At 69.8% G+C, this 19028-nt stretch carries 19 protein-coding genes; 7 read left to right on the top strand and 12 right to left on the bottom strand.

Going from position 1 to position 19028, the window contains the following annotated elements:
* The first annotated feature begins 51 nt into the window (after positions 1-51).
* The 4 genes from QZ772_RS17805 to QZ772_RS17790 are packed head-to-tail and all read left to right on the top strand — an operon-like array spanning position 52 to position 2587.
* Positions 52-375, top strand: a complete 324-nt coding sequence (locus tag QZ772_RS17805; protein WP_295529028.1) for a type II toxin-antitoxin system Phd/YefM family antitoxin — start codon at positions 52-54, stop codon at positions 373-375.
* Positions 368-769, top strand: a complete 402-nt coding sequence (locus QZ772_RS17800) for a type II toxin-antitoxin system RelE/ParE family toxin (protein WP_295529026.1) — start codon at positions 368-370, stop codon at positions 767-769. The genes QZ772_RS17805 and QZ772_RS17800 overlap by 8 nt, the downstream gene beginning before the upstream one ends.
* A 43-nt stretch (positions 770-812) precedes the next feature.
* Positions 813-1916: an AAA family ATPase gene (locus QZ772_RS17795; protein ID WP_295529024.1), complete on the top strand. Its 1104-nt coding sequence runs from the start codon at positions 813-815 to the stop codon at positions 1914-1916.
* Positions 1877-2587: a DUF4276 family protein gene (locus tag QZ772_RS17790; protein ID WP_295529022.1), complete on the top strand. Its 711-nt coding sequence runs from the start codon at positions 1877-1879 to the stop codon at positions 2585-2587. Before QZ772_RS17795 ends, QZ772_RS17790 begins: the two co-directional genes overlap by 40 nt.
* Before the next feature lie 54 nt (positions 2588-2641).
* On the opposite strand, the gene QZ772_RS17785 is transcribed toward QZ772_RS17790, so the two are convergent.
* From QZ772_RS17785 to QZ772_RS17740, 10 genes are all read right to left on the bottom strand, one after another.
* Positions 2642-3631, bottom strand: a complete 990-nt coding sequence (locus QZ772_RS17785) for a tripartite tricarboxylate transporter substrate binding protein (RefSeq protein ID WP_295529021.1) — start codon at positions 3629-3631, stop codon at positions 2642-2644.
* Positions 3628-4929 carry an SDR family oxidoreductase gene (locus tag QZ772_RS17780; protein WP_295529019.1) on the bottom strand — a complete coding sequence of 434 codons (1302 nt, stop codon included), beginning with the start codon at positions 4927-4929 and terminating at the stop codon, positions 3628-3630. Before QZ772_RS17780 ends, QZ772_RS17785 begins: the two co-directional genes overlap by 4 nt.
* Positions 4926-5480 (bottom strand): nuclear transport factor 2 family protein, encoded by a 555-nt coding sequence (locus QZ772_RS17775; RefSeq protein ID WP_295529017.1) that lies wholly within the window; start codon positions 5478-5480, stop codon positions 4926-4928. The genes QZ772_RS17780 and QZ772_RS17775 overlap by 4 nt, the downstream gene beginning before the upstream one ends.
* The gene (locus tag QZ772_RS17770; protein ID WP_295529016.1) at positions 5477-5875 is read right to left on the bottom strand and encodes a VOC family protein; all 399 of its coding nucleotides are present in this window, start codon (positions 5873-5875) and stop codon (positions 5477-5479) included. The genes QZ772_RS17775 and QZ772_RS17770 overlap by 4 nt, the downstream gene beginning before the upstream one ends.
* Positions 5872-6630, bottom strand: coding sequence for a glucose 1-dehydrogenase (locus QZ772_RS17765; RefSeq protein ID WP_295529248.1), 759 nt, complete (start codon positions 6628-6630; stop codon positions 5872-5874). Before QZ772_RS17765 ends, QZ772_RS17770 begins: the two co-directional genes overlap by 4 nt.
* 5 nt (positions 6631-6635) lie before the next feature.
* Positions 6636-8780, bottom strand: coding sequence for an acetate--CoA ligase family protein (locus tag QZ772_RS17760; RefSeq protein WP_295529014.1), 2145 nt, complete (start codon positions 8778-8780; stop codon positions 6636-6638).
* Entirely contained in the window at positions 8777-9538 is a 762-nt protein-coding gene (locus QZ772_RS17755) for an enoyl-CoA hydratase/isomerase family protein (protein WP_295529011.1), read from the bottom strand. The genes QZ772_RS17760 and QZ772_RS17755 overlap by 4 nt, the downstream gene beginning before the upstream one ends.
* Positions 9535-11829, bottom strand: a complete 2295-nt coding sequence (locus QZ772_RS17750) for an acyl-CoA dehydrogenase family protein (RefSeq protein WP_295529009.1) — start codon at positions 11827-11829, stop codon at positions 9535-9537. Before QZ772_RS17750 ends, QZ772_RS17755 begins: the two co-directional genes overlap by 4 nt.
* Positions 11830-11902: 73 nt before the next feature.
* A complete protein-coding gene (locus tag QZ772_RS17745; protein WP_295529007.1) occupies positions 11903-12844 on the bottom strand; it encodes a flavin reductase family protein in 942 nt (313 codons plus the stop codon).
* 21 nt (positions 12845-12865) lie between these two features.
* Entirely contained in the window at positions 12866-13960 is a 1095-nt protein-coding gene (locus QZ772_RS17740; protein ID WP_295529005.1) for an LLM class flavin-dependent oxidoreductase, read from the bottom strand.
* A gap of 102 nt (positions 13961-14062) precedes the next feature.
* Between QZ772_RS17740 and QZ772_RS17735 the strand changes: the two genes are divergently transcribed.
* Positions 14063-14980: a LysR family transcriptional regulator gene (locus tag QZ772_RS17735; RefSeq protein WP_295529003.1), complete on the top strand. Its 918-nt coding sequence runs from the start codon at positions 14063-14065 to the stop codon at positions 14978-14980.
* 30 nt (positions 14981-15010) lie between these two features.
* Here the strand turns inward: QZ772_RS17735 and QZ772_RS17730 are convergent, their stop codons facing one another.
* Positions 15011-16744, bottom strand: a complete 1734-nt coding sequence (locus tag QZ772_RS17730; protein WP_295529001.1) for a tannase/feruloyl esterase family alpha/beta hydrolase — start codon at positions 16742-16744, stop codon at positions 15011-15013.
* Between the two features lie 172 nt (positions 16745-16916).
* On the opposite strand from QZ772_RS17730, the gene QZ772_RS17725 reads away from it, so the two are divergent.
* Positions 16917-17327, top strand: coding sequence for a MarR family transcriptional regulator (locus QZ772_RS17725; protein WP_295528999.1), 411 nt, complete (start codon positions 16917-16919; stop codon positions 17325-17327).
* Positions 17328-17357: 30 nt separating this feature from the next.
* Here the strand turns inward: QZ772_RS17725 and QZ772_RS17720 are convergent, their stop codons facing one another.
* Positions 17358-18245, bottom strand: a complete 888-nt coding sequence (locus QZ772_RS17720; protein ID WP_295528997.1) for an SMP-30/gluconolactonase/LRE family protein — start codon at positions 18243-18245, stop codon at positions 17358-17360.
* Between the two features lie 142 nt (positions 18246-18387).
* On the opposite strand from QZ772_RS17720, the gene QZ772_RS17715 reads away from it, so the two are divergent.
* On the top strand, positions 18388-19028 hold a 641-nt coding region (locus tag QZ772_RS17715; protein ID WP_295528995.1), incomplete at its 3' end, for a tripartite tricarboxylate transporter substrate binding protein.

Here is a 19028-nt window from a genome sequence, read left to right as displayed (position 1 = left end):
CCGGCCCCTCCTTTAGACTGCGCAGAATTCTGCAACCTCAAGGAGCCGGTCATGGGCTTTTCCGCCAGCGACGTCGTGCCTTTCACCCAGGCGCGTGCCAACCTCTCGGAACTGGCCGATCAGGCCAAGGCCGGCGCCGAGAAGATCATCACCAAGAACGGTGAAAGCTACGTCGCCCTCATCGACGCCGACCGGCTGGACTACTACCACCGCCTGGAGCGCGAGCGCATCCATCTGCTGCTGATCGACGATGCCCGGCGCGGCATCGCCGACATCGAGGCCGGCCGCACCTATGGTGCCGATGCGGCCATCGCCCAGCTTCAGCAGCGCCGCGCGGCCGTCCCAACTCGCAAAGCCGCCAAGAAGCGTGGCTGAGGCCCTGCATCGGGTCGAACTGACCGCGAGCTTTCTGGAGCGGCTGGACGCCATCGAGGCCTTTCTGGCCGAAGCCGACGCGGCTTTCGCCTTCGATGATCTGCTGGCCGGCCTGCGTGCCACGGTCATCCCCAATTTGGCGCGCTTCCCTCGCATCGGCAGGCGCTACCTGGACAACCCGCCGCAGTCGGCCGAAGCACTGGCCCAGCTCGCAGCACTGCCCGCCGGCGCGGCCAGCGCTTTGCGCGAGTACCTGCATGGCGACTACCTGGTGCTCTACACCGTCGTGGACGCCAGTGCGACGGTCTATCTGCTGTCCATCCGGCACCACCGCCAGCTTTCATTCGACTTCGCCCACCTGTGGCCGGGCGCCAACCCGCCAGACCCGCGCTGAGCGTGTATGAGGCTCTGACCACAATGCATTCGAAAGGCACCCCATGAAGATCGACACCATCAGCATCGAGGGCTACAAGTCCTTTGCCAAAGTCGATCAGTTCGCTCTGGGCAACCTGAACGTCCTGATTGGCGCGAACGGCGCCGGCAAGAGCAACTTCCTGTCGCTCTTCCGTCTACTGACGGCTGCCTCGCAAGGTAACTTGCAAACCTACGTCAAATCGCAGGGCGGCCCCGACGTGCTGCTGCATGGCGGACGCAAAAGGACGCCCCAACTCAGCATCGCCTTGAAATTCAGGCCCAACGGCGGCGTCGTCAACGGATACGACATCACGCTTGCTCCAACGGCGGACAACCGAATCCAGTTCGTCCGTGAGGTGCCTTGGATCGACGGCGACTACGTCGTCAAGCGCTATGAGCTCGGCAGCGCGCACGAGGAAGCTCGGCTACTGACAGATAGACGCCAGGTCAGCCACTATGTGTCGCGATGGATGAAGAGCTGGCAGCAGTTCCACTTTCACGACACGAGCGAAGGCGCAGCCGTCAAGCTGCCCCATCCAAGCAATGACAACCTTCGGCTGAAGCCCCAAGCGGACAATCTCGCGGCCTACCTCTACCGCCTTCGCGCGCTGCCATCGCACCAGGCCGCCTATCAGCGCATCGTCGACACGATCAAGCTGGCGGCACCATTTTTCGGTGGTTTCGTGGAGCGGGAGCCGATGCCCGATACGGTGGAGTTGGAATGGTTCGAGCAGAGCGATCCCGAGACGCCGTACCGGGCCCACACGCTTTCGGACGGCACGCTGCGCTTCATCTGTCTGACGACGCTGCTGCTGCAACCATCGCATTTGTTGCCGGACACCATCCTGATCGACGAGCCGGAACTGGGCTTGCACCCGTTTGCCATCAACCTGCTGGCGGACATGATGAAAGAGTTGGCCCAAACCAAGCAGTTGATCGTCTCCACACAGTCGGTCGAACTGCTGAATGCCATGGAGCCTAAGGATGTGGTGGTGGCGCAGCGCGTGGATGGGGCCACGACGCTCGAGCGCCTGGACGTCGAGGAACTCCGGGGTTGGCTGGACGACTACCAGAGCCTGGGCGAGCTATGGAAGCGCAATGTGATTGGCGGGAGGCCCAGTCTGTGATGCGTCGCGTGGTAGTGGTGTGTGAAGGCCAGACCGAAGAAGCCTTCATCTCCCGGGTGCTGTTCCCGGCGTTCGCAGCGGATGGCATTCACCTTCAAGGCATCACTGTCGAGACGTCGCCAGGTCACAAGGGTGGGGCGATGAGCTATGCCCGCTTGCGCCCGGCATTGCGCAATGCATTGGCGAGCAATCGCGTCGTGGCCGTCACGACGTTGATCGATCTTTACAAGCTGGATTCCCAGTTTCCGGGCTATGCCACGGTACAGCCTCACGCCAGCTTGGCCGCTCGCCTTCAGACCTTGGAGATCGGACTGCATGCCGACGTGGTGGCTCACTGCGGATGCCACCCGAATCGATTCATCGCCCACATCCAGCCTCACGAATTCGAAGCGCTCCTGTTCAGCGATGTCGCCAGTCTTGCTTCCGTCGAGGAAGGCTGGTCGGCCGCGCTGCCGGATCTCGTCAAGGCCCGGTCGGCGGTGACGACGCCCGAAGAACTCAACGATGGCCACAAGACCAAACCGTCCGCTCGCCTGGAGGCCTTGCTGCGCAGCCCGTCCTATCGAAAGCTCCGTCACGGACCCATTGCCGCCGAGCGCATCGGGTTGGCTCGGATGGAGGCCCAATGCCTGCACTTCGCTGCATGGGTGGCCAAGCTGCGCCGGCTTTGAGGGCGCCTGCCTCGAACAGCTCTTTGACATCCAGCGCAGCAGCGACGCCGCCCCTCACTCGACCCGCAACCGCGCCGTCCTCGCCAGCCCCTGCCAGCTGTCCATGTCGCGCCAGACGGTGGCGCTGAATTCTTCGGCCGACTTCAGCGGTGGGCGCGGCATGTTCTGCACCGCGAACTTCTGCACCACCTCCGGCGTCGCCAGGATGCGGTTGATCTCGCGGTTGAGCCGCTGCACCACCGCCGGCGGCGTGCCGGCCGGCACGAAGACGCCGTACCAGCCATCGACGTCGAAGCGGTAGCCCTGCTCAGTGAGTGTGGGCACCTCGGGCAGGGCCGGGCCGCGGGCGGAGCCGGTGCAGCCCAGGGCCAGCAGCTTGCCGGCGCGGATGTGGGGCACCGGCGAGGCGATGTCCACGAAGCCCACGCCGATGGTGTTGGCCAGCAGGTCGGCCACCAGCGGCGAGACGCCCTTGTACGGCACATGGGGCATGACCAGCCCGTATTCCGCCTTGATGCCTTCCATCACCAGGTGGCCGGTGGAGCCGCTGCCCCAGGAGCCGTAGGCGATGCGGTCCGGCTGCGCCCGTGCGGCGCGCACCAGATCGGCCAGCGAGCGCAGTCCGGTGGCCGGATGCACCACCAGCAGCACGCCGGCCGATCCCACCCGTGCCACGGGCTGCAGGTCCTTGCGCGCGTCGTAGGGCATGCGCGGCTGGATCACCGGGTTGATGGCGATGGCCGACGAGGGGGACAGCAGCAGCGTGTAGCCATCGGCCGCCGCCCGCGCCACCGCCTCGTTGCCAATCAGCCCGTTGGCACCGGCACGGTTGTCGACCACCACCGGCTGGCCCAGGGCCTCCTGCAGGCTCACGGCCAGCAGGCGCGCAAAGATGTCCGAGCCGGCGCCGGGCGGCCCCGGCACCACCAGCTTGAGCGGGCGTTGCGGCCAGGCATCGGCCTGGGCATGGGCCATCGCGGGATGCAGGCCCAGCAGGGCCGCGGCGGTGAGCAGATGCCGGCGGTTGCAAAGCGGCTCGTTCATGGGGATGTCTCCTCGTGGTGGATCGTTGTCGTCGCCGCGGCTGTGGTCCGCAGCCATTGGCCGGTGAGGAAGCGCGAACGCGGGCCGGCGACGAAAGCCAGCAGCGCCTGCGTGCCGGCATCCACACCGGGCCCGTCGATGGCCACGGCGTTGATGCGCAGGCCCTCGTGGCCCCATTCGGCGGCCAGCGTGTGCAGCAGCATGCGGGCCGCCGCCGGATCACCGGCCTGCGCCCAGGGCAGCGCAGGCTGCCTGGCTGGCACCAGCAATGTCAGGCTGGCCTGCGTCGGATGCGCCAGACGGAAGCGCCGCGCGGCGGCCTGCAAGGTGGCCAGCCACTGGCCCGGCGGCGCCGTCATCAGGCTCGCATCGAGCACCGCGGGATAGCCGCCCGTGCCTGTGGACGCGCCGTCGTCCTGCGGGGTGCAGGCCATGTCCAGCGGTGGCAGCGGCGCCTGGGCCGGCGGCAGCGGCTGGCTGCCGCCGGACACCGACGAGCCGCCATCCAGCACCAGCAGCTGGCCCGACAGCGGCCGGGCGCCCTCCCCTGCCAGGAAGCACAGCGCCTCGGCCATGTCCTCGGGCTCGGCCATGTGGCCCAGCGGGATCTTGCCCGTGGCCTGGGCCGGCACCAGACGGCCGCTGTCGATCAGCTGCTGCACCAGCTCGGTCCGAACGAAGCCCGGGGCCAGCGCGGTGACCGTCCAGTCCGGGCGCGCCTGCGCCAGGACGGCAGTCTGGGCGATGAGGCCGGCCTTGCTGGGGCTGTAGAGCCCGCGCCAGGGAATCGCGCGCAGCCCCGCGCCGGAGGCCACATTGACCACGCGTGCGCCGGGCCGCAGGCGGTCGGCGCAGGCCTGCACCAGCCGCGCGGGCGCATCGAGGTTGAGCGCCAGCAGCCGTTGGCTTTCGGCGTCCAGCGCGTCGCGGCCGCCGGCCGACATGCCGGCGTTGTTGATCAGCGCGTCGAGCGGCGGCAGGTCGGCACCCAGCGTGGCGAGCTGCGCGGCGTCGCAAAGATCGACTGCGCGGATCTGCGGCGCAGGCGCTTCAGCCGGCCAAACGGCGGCGAGCTGCGCGAGGCGGCTGGCGTCGGCATCGACGAGCACGCAGTGCCAGCCATCGCGCGCGAGCCGCAGTGCAGTGGCGCGGCCGATGCCCGCGGCCGCGCCGGTGATGAGCACATGCCGCGGCGCTGCGCCGGTGGAGGGCCCGATGGGCAGGCTGGCGAAGCCGCTTCCGGCTTCATCCCGGCCGGACCTGCTGTTCGGCGCGTTTGGGTGCACACGGGTGGTCATCGGCGCGCCGGCTCGTGCAGCGCCGACAGCAGCGCATAGACCGGGTCGGCCGGCGCCATCGCCGCCGTCGGCTGCCGCACGCCGAAGAGCTGCGCATCGCCTTGCGCCAGCTCGGGCCGCGCTCGCTCCTCGATCCAGTCGTACACCACGGTGCGGTCGGCCACGCGCCATTCGCCCTGGCGGCGCTCGAAGCGGTCGACGTAGCGGCCACAGAGAAAGGTCTCGCGGCCGGGTTGCGCGGCCGTCGACTGCAGCGCGAGAAAGCTGCTCTCGACCGCCGCCGTGTCGCCGGCGAGTTCGACCAGGATGTTGCTGATCTGGTGCACCCGCCGCCCGCCCTGGCGCAGCCTGGCCAGGGCCTGGTCGATGAAGCCCGTGGCGCTGCCCGTCCAGGCGCCATGGCAGTCGGTCGCATCGGGCCAGTAGGCCGAACGCAGCGCGGATTCGTCGCAGCGGTCGATGCCGCGGCAATAGCGATAGAGGCAGTCGCGGATGGCCTCGCGGTCCAGCAGAGCCTGCAGCGCGGCCGTGTCGACGGCGGCGGCGCTCACGGCTGCGCCTTGGCGTCTGCCGCAGGCGCCCGCCGGAACAGCTGCACCACATGACCCTCCGGGTCGCGCAACGACAGCACGGCGCCATGGGCGCCCATGTCGCGCAGGCCCAGCACTTCGCCACCCGCCGCCGCGATGCGCTCGGCGGCGCCGTCGAAGTCCGGAACCTCGAACACCATCACCGCGCCCGACGTAGCCGGCGCTGCTTCTTCGCGGCAGGCGAGCGAGACATTGCCGCCGCCCACGCCGTACTGGTACCAGCGCTCGCCATCGGCGAACTTGAGCGACAGGCCCAGGGCCTCGCTGTAGAAGGCATGCAGGGCCGCGGGCTGCTCGGCCACCAGGTAGACGTTCTGCAACCGCAAGGGCGCGAAGGGCTGGGCCGGCGCGCTCACAGCGAGGTCTCCGAGGCGCCGCCGTCCAGCCGCAGCACCTCCGCATTGAGGAAGCGGGCCTCGTCGCTGGCGAGGAAGACGATGGCGTCCGCGATGTCCTGCACGGTGCCCAGCCGGCCCAGCGGCGTGCGGGCGATGCGCTTGGCATCCAGCTCGGCATTGCGGTTGCGTACCGGGCCCTCGGTGGGCACGGCGCCCGGCGCTACCGCATTGACGCGGATGCGGCGCGCACCCAGGTCCGCCGCCGCGGCGCGGGTGATGCCCAGCACGCCGGCCTTGATGCCGCTGTAGACCACCGAGCGCACCGGCGACTTGAAGGCCGCGATGGAGGCCACGTTGACGATGGCGCCGCCCCGTTCGGCATCCATGGCCTCGGCCGCGGCCTGGATGCCCCAGATCACCGACTTGAAGCCGATCTCCACCATGCGGTCCATGACCTCGGGCGTGATCTCGGCCACCGGCTGATAGCGTACCCAGGCGGCGTTGTTGACCATCACGTCGAGACGGCCGGCGTCGGAGGCGAAACGCTGCACCGCCTCGCGCATGCCGTCGCGGGTGGAGACGTCGCAGGGCAGGCCGATGGCCTGGCCGCCCGCGGCGCGCACCGCTGCCACGGCGTCTTCCACGAACTCGGGCTTGAGGTCGTTGATGCCGACGACGGCGCCGCGCGCCGCCAGGGCCAGCGCCGTGGCGCGGCCGATGCCGTGGCCGGCGCCGCTGATGAAGGCCGTGCGGCCTGTCAATGAGGAAAGCAATGCGGTCATGCGTGAACGTCCTTCTGGGTCTTGGAGGTGGGTACCAGCAACGCATCGAGCGCGAAGGCACCCTGGCCGGCGTCCAGCACCACCAGCGGGTTGATGTCGATCTCGGCCACGTCGTCGGCATGGCGGGCGGCAAAGCGCGACAGCGCGGCGATGGCCTGGGCTGCGGCGGCCACGTCGGCCTTGGGCCGGCCGCGCGCGCCGTCCAGCAGCGCGAAGGATTGGAGCGAACGCAGCATGGCTTCGGCGCCCGCCGCATCGACAGGTGCGGGCCGCAGGGCCACGTCCTTCCAGATCTCGGCATGGATGCCGCCCAGCCCGACCATGACCATGGGCCCGAAGACCGGGTCGGTCTTGGTGCCCAGGATCAGCTCGCAGCCGGCCGGCGCCATCTGCGCCACCAGCACGCCGTCGATGCGGGCATGGGGCGCCTTGTCGGCGACGCGGGCCCGCATCGTGTCGTGCGCATCGATAAGCTGGCCTTCGCGGCGCACGCCCACCACCACGCCCCCCACCTCGGTCTTGTGGGCGATGTCGGGCGACACGATCTTCAGCACCACCGGAAAGCCGATGGCGCGTGCCGCCGCCACCGCCTCGTCGCGCGTCGTGGCAACCAGCTCGCGCAGCACCGGCAGGCCGGCCGCAGCCAGGGCCGCCTTGGCACTGGCCTCGGTGGCGAAGGCCTCGGTGGCCAGCGGCGTGCGCAGTGTTGCTTCGACGGTGGATGGTTGTGCGGACTGCATGCCCAGCGTGGCCAGGGCCGCCACGGTGGCGCAGGCGGCGTCAATGCCCTCGATGGCCGGGATGCCCAGCGCATCGAGCTGCCGCCGCACATCCGCCGGTGCCCGCGCGCACAGCACGATGAGCCGCTGCGGATGCCGCTCGCGCATCTGCGTGAGCGCCGCCAGGAAGACGTCGCGCAGCCGCGGCACATGGAAGGCATTGGCCGACTGCAGCAGCAGCGTGTCGCAGGCCGGATCGGCGGCCACGGCGTCCAGCACCTGGGCCAGCAGCTCGGGCCGGCTGGAGACCTGGGCCGTCATGTCCACCGGATTGGCCGGCGCCGCGAAGGCCACCGCCTGCAGGATGCGCTGCTGGGTGGCCTCGGCGAGGCGCGGCAGCGTCAGGCCCTGCGCACTGGCCGCATCGGCCAGCAGCACGCCGAAGCCGCCCGAGGCCGTGAGCACCGCGATGCGCCGACCCGTGGGCAGACGACCCTCGCCGAGCACGGCCAGTGCATGGCCCACGTCCAGCAGCTGCTCGATGCTGGGCACGCGCAGGGCGCCGCCTTCGCGAAGCACGGCGTCGAATACCGCATCGGAGCCGGCCAGTGCGCCGGTGTGCGAGGCCGCGGCGGCGCTGCCCGCTTCGGAGACGCCCACCTTCAGCACCACCAGGGGCTTGCCCGCGGCGCGGGCCAGGGCCATGGCACGGCGCAGCTTGTCGCCGTCGCGGCAGGTCTCCATGCAGCAGAGGATGACGCGAGTGCCCGGGTCGGCCGCGACCGAGGCGATGGCATCGGCGATGTCCACGTCGCATTCGTTGCCGGTGGTCAGCATGCGGCTGATGCCCAGGCCGCGCTCGGAGGCGAGGCGCAGCGTGTAGCTGCCCAGGTTGCCGCTCTGCGAGACGATGCCCACCGGGCCAGCCTCGGGGAACGACGACTCCAGCGCGACCGAGAAGGTGGCGATGCTCTTGGCCGGCACGCCGATGGCGCCCAGGCAGTTGGGGCCCACCACGCGCAGGCCGGTGTCGCGGGCGATGCGGCCGATCTCGGCCTGCAGCCGGGCCCCGGCCTCGCCCATCTCGGAGAAGCCTGCGGAGAGCACCACGGCCGCCTTCACGCCGCGCGCGGCGCAGTCGCGAACGGCCTGCGGCACGCTCTCGGGCGGCACGGCGATGACGGCCAGCTCGGGCGCGTCGGGCAGTGCGGCTACATCGGGGTAGGCGCGCAGCGACTGCACCTCGGCCGCCTTGCGGTTGACCGGGTAGATCGCGCCGGCAAAGCCGTACTTGCGCAGGAACTGCAGCGGCCGGCCGCCGATCTTGGTCACGTCGTCGGAGGCGCCCACGATGGCGATGGAGCGCGGCGCGAACAGCGCCTCCAGGCCGTGGCCGACCTCGATGTCGGGGCGCATGGTCATCGGCCCTTGTAAACCGGCGGGCGCTTTTCGAGGAAGGCCTGGCGCGCTTCCTTGGCGTCCTCGGTGCGCGACAGCGCCATGGTGAAGTTCTGCTCCACGCGATAGCCGTCACGCTGGGGCATCAGGTCCATCATGTTGGCGGCCTGCTTGGCATAGGCCACGGCCAGCGGTGCCTTGGAGGCGATGTCCTGCGCGATCTCCATGGCCAGCGGCATCAGCCGCTCGGCCGGCACCACCTCGTCGAGCACGCCGCGGCGATACAGCTCGGCGGCCGAGACCTTCATGCCGGTGAAGAACATGCGCCGCGTGAAGGAGCGGCCCACCAGCGTGCGCAGCATCGAGACGCCGCCGGCCAGGCCGACGTTGATCTCGGGCATGGCGAAGGTGGCGTCCTCGCTGGCCAGGAAGATGTCGCAGGCCGCCATCAGCCCGAAGCCCGCGCCCAGCGCCGGGCCGTTGATGGCGGCGATCACCGGCTTGGCGCATTCGCGGATGGCGTTGCCCGTCTCGCGCGTCCAGCGGTTGTGGTCGAGGAAGTCGCCGGCCTTGTCGGCGTCGGGCCGATCCTTGAGGTCGGCACCGGCGCAGAAGGCCTTGCCGGTGCCGGTGAGGATGGCCACGCGCACGTCGCTGCGCTCCGAGATCTCGTCGAAGGCGGCGATGAGGTCGCGGCGCGAGGCGCGGTCGAGGGCGTTGACGGGCGGCTTGTCCAGCCGCACGACGGCGATGTATTCGGAGACTTCGAGGTGGATGCTCATCGCGCGCTCCCGGGGAGGGTGTTGGAAGAAGAAGAGGAAGAGGGGTTGTCGACGGATGCGCCGCCCGCATGCAGCAGTTGCGCGAGCTGGGTGAGCCGGTCGCCATAGCGGAACTCCGACGCGATCAGCCGCTGGGCCAGGCGGGTGGCCAGCACCTCTTCGCTCAGGCCCATGCCGCCGTGCATCTGGATGGCGGCCTCGGCCGCGGCTCGGGCCGTCTCGGCGATGGACAGCTTGGCCAGCTGCAGCGTGCGGCGCAGGTCGGGCGCGGCCGATTCCTGCGCCTGGAAGGCATGCACCACCAGGCCCTGGGCGCATTGCGCCTTGACGTACATGTCCGCCACGCGATGGCGCAGCGCCTGGAAGGTGGCCAGCGCCACGCCGAACTGCCGGCGCTCCTGCAGATGCGTGATCGTGTGGCGGATCAGCGCGGCCTGTGCGGCCACGGTGTCGACCAACGTGAGCAGCAGGACCGCATCGCCCGCGGCGGCCAGCGCAGCGCACAGTTGTTCGCCCTGCGCCAGAAGTGCCGTCGCGGGCACCGACACGCCGTCCAGCCTGAAGTCCGCGCCCTGGCGGCCTTCCATGGTGCGGTACCGGGCGGCAGGTGCGCCGATGCGCTCGGCATCGACCAGGAAGAGCGCGGGCGCGCCGTCGAGGTCGGCCACGGCCAGCCAGTGGCTGGCGGGCAGCGTGGAATCCACGCCATCCACGCGGCCGTCGAGCACGAAGCCGCTTTCGGCGCGCACCGCACGCAGGGTGCTGTCTCCGGGCAAGGCCGACAGCGCGGCCAGCGGCGCAATCTGCACCTCGGACTCGGCCACGGCCTGCAGCCAGGGGCCGGCCACCTCGGCCGGCGCGGCACGCAGCAGCAGCGGCACGACCGCGCAGGTCTCGATCACGGGCAACTGCAGGCCCGGGCCGGCCAGACCCTCGACCACGCTGGCAAGGTCGTCCAGCGTGCCGCCGACGCCGCCGTCGGCCTCGGGCACCAGGGTGGCGGTCCAGCCCAGTTCGCGCACCGGGTCGCCGGGCAGGGTGGCGCTGTGCACATGGTCCTGCGCAAAGCGGTCGGCTGCGTCGAAGAGCATGCCGGGGAAGAGCGGCGCGGCGCTGGACGACGCCGGCTCCGCACCCAGCAGTGCGTTGGCGATCACATTGCGCTGCACCTCGGAGGTGCCGCCCGCGATGGTGCGGGCGCGGGTGAACATGTAGTTCTGGATCCAGGTGGCGGCGGGCAGCTCCTCGCCGCCCTCCTCGGCCAGGAAGCGGTGCGCCGCCTCGGGCCCGACGGCATCGAGGGCGATGGTGGTCAGGCGCTGCGCCACGTCGGCGCAGGTCATCTTGATGGCCGAGGGCTGCACGCCCAGCGGCCGCTGGTGGATCAGGTCGTCGGTGGCGCTGGCCATCATCACGCGGGCGCCCTGCAGCTCGGCCTCGCACAGCAGCAGCTTGTGCTGCAGCACGCCGAAGTCGCGCCGGGCGCCCGCGGCCTGTGCGGCCTGTTGCAGCAGGGCCGAGACCTGGCGGTGCATCAGCGCCAGCCGGGCCACGTTGGCCGGGGGCAGGCGCTCGCGCTCCAGCAGGAACTTGGCGCAGGTCCAGCCCTTGCCTTCTTCGCCGATCAGGTTGTCCGCGCGCACCCGCATCTCGTCGAAGAAGACCTCGTTGAGGTGGTGCCAGCCGTCGATGGTGCGGATGGGCCGCACGGTGATGCCGGGCGTGTCCATGGGCACCAGCAGCAGCGAGATGCCCTCCTGCTTCTTCGCCTCTTTCGAGGTGCGCACCAGCATGTAGATCATGCTGGCCTCGTGCGCGTGGGAGGTCCAGATCTTCTGGCCGTTGACCACCCAGTCGTCGCCGTCGCGGCGGGCGCTGGTCTGCAGCGAGGCCAGGTCGGAGCCGGAGCCCGGCTCCGAATAGCCCTGGCACCACCAGTCCGAGCCATCGAGGATGCGCGGCAGGAAGCGGGCCTTCTGCTCGGGCGTGCCGAAGCGGATGATGACCGGGCCGATGTGGCCCAGGCCGTGGTGGTACAGCGGCGGGCAGTCGTTCTCGGCCATCACCTCTTCGAAGATCAGGCGCTGGCGGATGTCCCAGCCGGTGCCGCCGACTTCCACCGGCCAGCTGGGTGCGCCCCAGCCGCGGTCGTTCAGGATCTTCTGCCAGGCCTGGTACTCGCGCTTGGTGATCTTCTGGCCGGCGGCCACCATGGCCCGGATCTCGGGCGGGCAGGCCTGGCGGGCGAAGGCCTCCAGTTCACGCCGGAACGCGGCGTAGTCGATGGACATCGTGTCTCCTCGTCTCTCTCACTCAATCGGGAATGGCGGCGGGCGCTCGGGCGCGGCGCGTCGGTGTGGTCGCTCAGCCGCGACGCAGCTGGTCGATCAGCGCATCGAGCGCGGCGGCGGCGCCTTCGGCATCGCGTTCACGCAGGTGGCGCACCACGGCGCGCCGCAGCGGGTACAGGTCGGGCCGCGCACGCACCGACAGCACATGGGTCATGCGCTCGCGCAGCACCGTGGTCATGGTCTGGGCCATGAGCATCAGCGCGTCGTTGTGGCCGGCGGCGGCAATCGCGCCGAAGAAGGCGCTGGCCGAGTCGATGCGGGCCTTGAGCGGCGCGTCCTCGGGATGCGCCTCGATCAGCGCGGCGGCGGCCTCGATGGCGTCGATCTCGGCCTCGCTCGCGCGCTCGCAGGCCAAGCGCAGCAGTCGCCCGTAGAGCGTGCGATAGGCCTCGTCCACGTCGGCGTCGCCCATGCCACCCTGCACCACGCGGTGGCGCAGCGACTCGGCCAGGCGCATGTACGCGCCCTTGTAGAACACCAGCGCCTGCTCGCCCGTGCCGGCGCCCAGGTGCTGCACCTCGCCGATGAAGACGACATGGTCGCCCGCGTCATGAGCAGCGAACAAGCTGCATTCGAAGCTGGCCAGGCAATCGTCCAGCAGCGGCATGCCCAGCTCGCCCTCGCGCCAGGCCACGCCCTCGAACTTGTGCTCGATCCTGCTGGAGGCGAAGCGGCCCGACAGCGCGTCCTGGTGCTCGCCCAGGATGTGGATGGCGAAGCCCTCGGCCTGCTGGAAGGTGTCGAGCAGGCGGCTCGCCTTGCGCAGGCTGAAAAGCACCAGCGGCGGCTCCAGCGAGACCGAGCTGAAGCTGTTGCAGGTCAGTCCCGCGGGCTGGCCGTCGGCCGTGCGCGTGGTGACGATGGCCACGCCGGTCGGAAAGCAGCCCAGGTGCTGGCGCAGCAGCGTGGGCTCGATGGCGGGCCGGGTGCGTTCGGCGGTGGCAAGCGCAGTCATGGTGGAGCCTCGGCGTGCGGCTCAGGCCGTGGCCAGTTCGGGCTGGGCGGCGGCGGCGCGGTGCGGCGGGTCGTTGGCGATCTCCTGCTGCACGGTGGGGATGATGACCTCGGCCCAGGTGCGCAGCTGGCGCAGCATGGTGGGGTGGTCGAAGTCGCCCATCTGGGTCTGGAAGCAGTAGTGCACCGGCTTGAGGGTACGAATCTCCTTGACCACGCGCTCGATCACCGTGTCGATGCTGCCCACGGGCAGCAGGGCACGCATCTCGTCGAGCGTGGGCTCGCCCTCGACGATGCCTTCCTCGACCTGGTAGTCGTCGGCGATCTGCGCGGTGCGGCGCTTGAGGCTCACGGCGATGCGGCGCTGGTAGCGGGCGCAGTCCAGGTACTTCTCGACCTCGTCCTTGTCGTTGCTGGCATACGCCGCGCGCAGCAGGCCCACGGGCACGGCAGCCGGGTCCTTGCCCTCCTGCGTGGCCACACGGTCGATGAGGGCGCGGGTGCTGGCCAGTTTCTCCAGACCGCCGTCGCCGCCCGAAACGAACACATGGTGGTTGCCGCGCACGGCGCGGGCGACGAAGCTCGGGTCCACGCTGGTGATCCACATCGGCGGGCCGGGCTGCTGCACCGCACGCTGGCTGATGGCGCTCATCGGCTGCTGGTAGTACTGGCCGTCGTAGCTGAACTTGGGCTGCTTGAGGCCCAGCTCCAGCATGTCGAGCATCTCGAAGGTGCGCGCCTTGGCCGTCTCCAGCGCCACGCCGAAGCGCTCGAACTCGAAATGCTGGTAGCCCGAGCCGATGCCCAGATTGAGCCGCCCGTTGGACAGCTGGTCCACCATCGCCACGTCGGCGATCAGGCGGGCCGGGGTGTACAGCGGCGCCACCACGATGCCCGTGCCCAGACGGATGCGGCGCGTGGCGGCCGCGCAATGCGCGATCATCGTCAACGGCGACGAGCACATGCCGTAGTTGCTGAAGTGGTGCTCGGCATACCATGCCGCGCCGAAGCCCAGCTCGTCCGCCAGACGCGTCTGCTCAACCGCGTCCCGCAGGATCTCGTGCGAGGTCTTATGTTTGTTCCGCTGCTGCATCAGAATGAAGATTCCGAAGTCCATGGCCGTTGCTCCTGATCGTTGGTTCGTGACGTGGATCAATGCTAGGAACGCCCCGGCCTGCCAGCGCACCGTCATGCGCACACCTTCTTTGCGTCTTTCGAAATGAAGGCCCTCGACTCGCTGCGCATCTTCGTCACCACCCAGCGCAAGGGCAGCCTCTCGGCCGCGGCACGCAGCCTGAGCCTGTCGCCGGCCACCATCTCGCGGCGCATCAGTGCGCTGGAGGAAGAGCTGGGCGTGCAGCTGGTGGACCGCACCAGCCGCAATCTCAAAATGACCGAGGCCGGCCAGGCCTTCCTCTCGCGCGCGGAAGGCGTGCTCGAAGCCATGGCCGATGCCGAGCAGGCCGCGCGCAGCGCCCGCCAGCGGCCCGAGGGCCGGCTGCGCGTCCATTCGCGCACCCACATCGGCCTGCGCGTGGTGGCCCCGCTGCTGCCGCGCTTCGCCCAGCGCTACCCGGACATCCAGGTGCAGATCGAGCTGTCGGAACATCCGGTCAACCTGGTCGAGCACGACTTCGACGTGGACATCCGCACCGGCGAATCCAACGACTCGGGCTTCGTGATCAAACGGCTGCTCTCCAGCGACGAGGTGCTGGTGGCCAGCCCCGCCTACCTCAAGACCAATTCACGCATCAGGCATCCGAGCGACCTGCCGCAGGCCCGATGCCTGACCTACCGGCGCGAGCACGAGGCCACGACCTGGAAGTACGTGGACGAACAGGGCATGCAGCAGGAGCTGGCGATCCAGGGCGTGCTCAGCGCCAACAACGGCGAGATGCTGCGCCTGGCCGCGCTGGGCGGCATGGGCGTCGCGCTGCTGTCCGAGCCCACGGTGCGCAGCAACCTGCAGGACGGCACGCTGGTGCGTCTGCTGCCCGAGTACCGCTTCGCGGTGCGGGCTTTTTCCAATGGCATCTTCGCGGTGTTCCGCCAGAACCGCGCCCTGCCGCTGAAGGTGCGGGCCTTCGTGGACTTCGTGGCCGAGGCGCTGCAGGACGACGCGCCGGCACCGCCCTGACGCGGTGCGGTGCCGGCGCCGTGCCGCCCGTCAGCGGCAGCTGAAGCTGCTGGCCGACTCGATGCTGCCCGAGCCGTTGTAGACCGCTTCCTTCGGATAAGGACACAGCGGACGGGTGCGCCCGGGCCAGGCCACGCCCGCGGCGGCGCGTGCGGTAGCGACCATCACCTCGGGCGCCTGGCCCTTCTCCACCCAGTTGACCACCGCACCGAAGGCATCGAACTGGTCGGTGCCGTACTTGCCGCCGCTGCAGTGGTCCATGCCGGGCACCGCGAAGGCGCGGGCGAACTTGTCGGCCTCGGTGCGGCCGTAGCGTGCGATCACGCGGTCCTGGTACCTGGACAGATCGGTGAAGGAGAAGGCCCAGTCGGCCGTGCCGTTGAACGCGAGGATCTTGCCGCCCCGCGCTCGGAAGGCGTCCATGTCGGCCGAGTCCGCGTCGGTGAACTCGTGGCCCGAACGCGTGTAGATGCCGGCCACGTCGAAGATCTTGGCGTATTCGGCATCCAGGTTGGCCGTGCGGGCGTAGCCGAGCAGGTCGGTCGTGACCGTGGGCGGCGTGGTGTACACGTGCGAGGCCTCGCCCGCAAAGATGGCGTAGTACAGCTGGGCCGGCGTGCCGACGGTGTCGATCATGCCGGGGTCATAGGGCCACGGCCCGTAGATCTGGCGGCCGGTGGAGGTCTTCGCACCGCCGAAGAACTTCTTCACGTAGGCCGCCTTCTCGGGCGTCAGGCAATTGCTGGTGGCGCCACCGGTGCACACCCACTGGGACGGATCGGGGTTGCAGGCGCTCGGCTTGCTGACCATGCCGTCGGTGACGCCATCGGCCGCGTCGCAGCTGGCGAGGATGCGGTTGCGCACCGTGTCCTTCTCCGCACTCGTGAGCGCATTGAAGATGTCGGGCTTGCCGTCGGTGCCCAAGGGCGCCACCGACGCCGCCGCCTGGGCACGGAAGATCGAGCCCTCGAGCGCCGCCGCCGTCAGGCGAAAGCCGGGCGCGCCGGCCACGATGCCGTCGAAGAGCTGCGGATAGCGCTGGGCCGCGACCATCGCCTGGCGCCCGCCGTTGGAGCAGCCGACGAAATAGGAGCGGCTGGGCTGCATGCCATAGAGCTGCTTCATCACCACCTGCGACGAGCCGGCCACCAGCGGCAGCTGCTTGTCGCCGTATTCGTCACGGGCCTGCGGATCGACCGCGAACAGGAAGGTGACGTTCGAGCTCATGTCGAAGGGCGCCTCGTGGCCTGAGTCGGTGGTCACGACCGCATAGCCGTCCAGCAGCGCATTGCGCGTGGCGCCGCCACCGGGATACGCGCCGAGCGCAACCGGCACGCTGCCGTCCACGCCGCTGCCCCCCTGGTAGAAGAAGCGCTGGTTCCAGTCCTTGGGCAGCCGCAGCTCGAAGAGGATGGCGTAGGGCTTGCCGTCGACACCGGTGCGCTTGTTGAGCTCACCGCGCACCAGACAGTGGTCGGGTGTCGACGATGCCGGGCTTGCCGCGTTGACCGCTGCCGGCGTGTACACCGCACTCACCAGCTTTCCGTTGGCCAGCGGCAGGCCGGCCAAGGCACCGCACTGGGCCTGGAAGCTGGCCGCAGGCGCCGGCGCCGGCGCGCTTGCCGAGGTGCCGCCGGGCGCGGGCACAGGCGCTGCTGCGGTGGGCGCGAAGCTCGTGCCCCCGCCGCTTCCTCCACATGCGGTCATCAGCAGCGTGGCGGCCGCAGCCACGCCGGTCACGCACCATCCTTGCATCTTCGTCATGGAATCCCTCGCGATCGATTGAGTTGGAATCAGCTTGCACAGGAGCGAGCGCCGTCCGCAGCCTCGCCATGCCGCTTTGATTGTTTGCATGCAAACAATCGGACCGTGGCACTTAGCAGAATCCGAGCCAGGGCCGGCGCACCGGCTCGGCGCACAAAAGCACAATCGCCTGATGAGCTATCGACTGGATGAACAGGTCGGCTTCCTGCTGCGGGTTCTCTATCAGCGCAATGCGGAACTGCTGACCCAGGCCCTGGACGGACTGACGCCCACCCAGTGGGCGGTGATCTCCATGCTGGCCCAGGTGCAGGAGTGCTCGCAGAACCTGTTGGGGCGCATGACCGCCATGGATGCCGCCACGATCAAGGGCGTGGCGGATCGCCTGGCAGCACGGGGACTGGTGCAGTTCCAAGACGACCCGGCGCACCGGCGCCGGGTCCTGGTCTCGCTGACACCGGAGGGCCTGGCGCTTTACGAACGACTTGCCGATGCCGCCGCCAGCGTCAGCGACGCCACGCTGGCGCGCCTGAGCCCGGCGCAGGCGACCAAGCTGGTGCAGTTGCTGAAGCTCGCGGCCGGCTGAGCCGACGCGACGAGGCATGACGCTCGCCGCTCACCCGCCGAAGCGCTGCGTGGGCAAGCCCGCCACGGGCAGCCCATCGAGAACGAACAGGCCGCCGTCCTGCGGCAGACGGCCTTCCAGCCGGGCGCTGCGCGAGATGCTGGTCACATAAAGCTGCGTCAAGCCCGGCCCGCCGAAGCACAGGCTGGTCGGGTATGTGAGCGGCAGCGGCACGAGCCGCTCCAGCTCGCCCGACGGCGAAAAGCGGGCCAGCCGTGCGGCCCGCACCAGCACGCTCCAGACAAACCCTTCGGCATCGACCGTGGCGCCATCGGGGCCGGACTCGAACGCATGCGTCTCGACGAAGCGGCGCTTGTTGGCCAGTGGACACTTCGGGTCGTAGTCGTAAGCCCAGATGACGCGGGCCAGGCTGTCGGCCAGGTAGAGCGTGCGTCCGTCGGGGCTGAAGCAGGGCCCGTTGGCAAAGCCGATGTCGTCGGCCAGTTGCTCCACGCGGCCGTCCGGCCGCAGGCGGTAGAGCCCGCCGCGCACCGGCGCATCCGCCGGCCGGTTCATGTGCATGGTGCCGGCCACGAAGTTGCCCACCGCGTCGCACTTGCCGTCGTTGAGCCGCACCTCATCATCCGTGAGGCCGATGTCGCCCAGCATCGTCAGCTGGCGGGTGCCGAAGTCGTAGCGGCCGAAGCCATGGCGCAGCGCCACCACCACCGCGTCGCCCTGCGCCGGCGCGATGGCGCCCAGCGGCGCGGGCAGCGCGTGCGATTCCACAGCGCCGGTGGCGGGGCGCAGGCGGTGCACCGCGCCGGCCAGCGCATCGATCCAGCACAGGGCCTGCGCCTCGGCGTCCCAGCAGGGGCTTTCGCCCAGCTGGTCGCGCGTGGTGCCCAGGCGGCGGATGTCGAGGTGCAGCGGCTGCATCGGTGCAGTGTCCGCAGCCGATCCGCGCCCCGATGTGCAGGAGTCGGAAAGCATCTTTTCATTGATCGAGATCAAGGTCTGTGGACACCCCCCTAGACTGGCCGCCACGCCCGAGACAGGGCCCAAGACCTGGAGACACACCATGAGCCATCGCCGCCACTTCCTGGCCGGCCTGCTGCTCGGCGCCTGCGCGCTGGGCACGGCCTTCGCCCAGCAGAACGTCACCCGCATCGTGGTGCCCTTCGCCGCTGGAGGCGGCACCGACCAGTACTGCCGCATCCTGGCCCAGGAGCTGAACAAGCACGGCATGAACGTCATCATCGAGAACAAGCCGGGTGCGAGCGGCATCCTCGCGGCCGACTACGTGGCCCGTTCCAAGCCGGACGGTCAGACGGTGCTGGTCTCGTCGCTGGGCACGCTGGCGAACAACATCGCGCTGTACGACAAGCTGCCCTACGACCCGGCCAGGGACTTCGCCTCGGTGACGCAGATCGCCTACCAGCCCTCGGTGATCGTGGGCCGCACCGACCTGCCCTACAAGAACATCAAGGAGATGGTGGCCTATGCCAAGGCCAACCCCGGCAAGATCAACCGCGGCTCGCCGGGCGCCTCCATCCTGACCAACCTGGCGCCCATCGCCTTCGAGCGCGCCCAGGGCTTCAGCACCACGCACATCCCCTTCAACGGCGACGCGCCGGCGCTGCAGGCGCTGCTGGGTGGGCAGATCGACATCCACGGCACCTCCATCACCGGCTCGCTGCCCTACATCAAGGCCGGCAAGCT

This window comes from uncultured Pseudacidovorax sp. (assembly GCF_913773995.1).
Lineage (GTDB): Bacteria > Pseudomonadota > Gammaproteobacteria > Burkholderiales > Burkholderiaceae_C > Xenophilus.
Note: the sequence above shows the minus strand (reverse complement) of the source record. Positions and strands in the feature narration are given on the sequence as shown.

Coding starts and splice junctions, on each gene's coding strand:
- QZ772_RS17725 (WP_295528999.1), top strand. CDS start 16,917: ATGAGCTATCGACTGGATGAACAGGTCGGCTTCCTGCTGCGGGTTCTC.
- QZ772_RS17805 (WP_295529028.1), top strand. CDS start 52: ATGGGCTTTTCCGCCAGCGACGTCGTGCCTTTCACCCAGGCGCGTGCC.
- QZ772_RS17785 (WP_295529021.1), bottom strand. CDS start 3,631: ATGAACGAGCCGCTTTGCAACCGCCGGCATCTGCTCACCGCCGCGGCC.
- QZ772_RS17760 (WP_295529014.1), bottom strand. CDS start 8,780: ATGACCATGCGCCCCGACATCGAGGTCGGCCACGGCCTGGAGGCGCTG.
- QZ772_RS17755 (WP_295529011.1), bottom strand. CDS start 9,538: ATGAGCATCCACCTCGAAGTCTCCGAATACATCGCCGTCGTGCGGCTG.
- QZ772_RS17750 (WP_295529009.1), bottom strand. CDS start 11,829: ATGTCCATCGACTACGCCGCGTTCCGGCGTGAACTGGAGGCCTTCGCC.
- QZ772_RS17720 (WP_295528997.1), bottom strand. CDS start 18,245: ATGCAGCCGCTGCACCTCGACATCCGCCGCCTGGGCACCACGCGCGAC.
- QZ772_RS17730 (WP_295529001.1), bottom strand. CDS start 16,744: ATGACGAAGATGCAAGGATGGTGCGTGACCGGCGTGGCTGCGGCCGCC.
- QZ772_RS17740 (WP_295529005.1), bottom strand. CDS start 13,960: ATGGACTTCGGAATCTTCATTCTGATGCAGCAGCGGAACAAACATAAG.
- QZ772_RS17745 (WP_295529007.1), bottom strand. CDS start 12,844: ATGACTGCGCTTGCCACCGCCGAACGCACCCGGCCCGCCATCGAGCCC.
- QZ772_RS17735 (WP_295529003.1), top strand. CDS start 14,063: ATGAAGGCCCTCGACTCGCTGCGCATCTTCGTCACCACCCAGCGCAAG.
- QZ772_RS17790 (WP_295529022.1), top strand. CDS start 1,877: ATGGAAGCGCAATGTGATTGGCGGGAGGCCCAGTCTGTGATGCGTCGC.
- QZ772_RS17780 (WP_295529019.1), bottom strand. CDS start 4,929: ATGACCACCCGTGTGCACCCAAACGCGCCGAACAGCAGGTCCGGCCGG.
- QZ772_RS17795 (WP_295529024.1), top strand. CDS start 813: ATGAAGATCGACACCATCAGCATCGAGGGCTACAAGTCCTTTGCCAAA.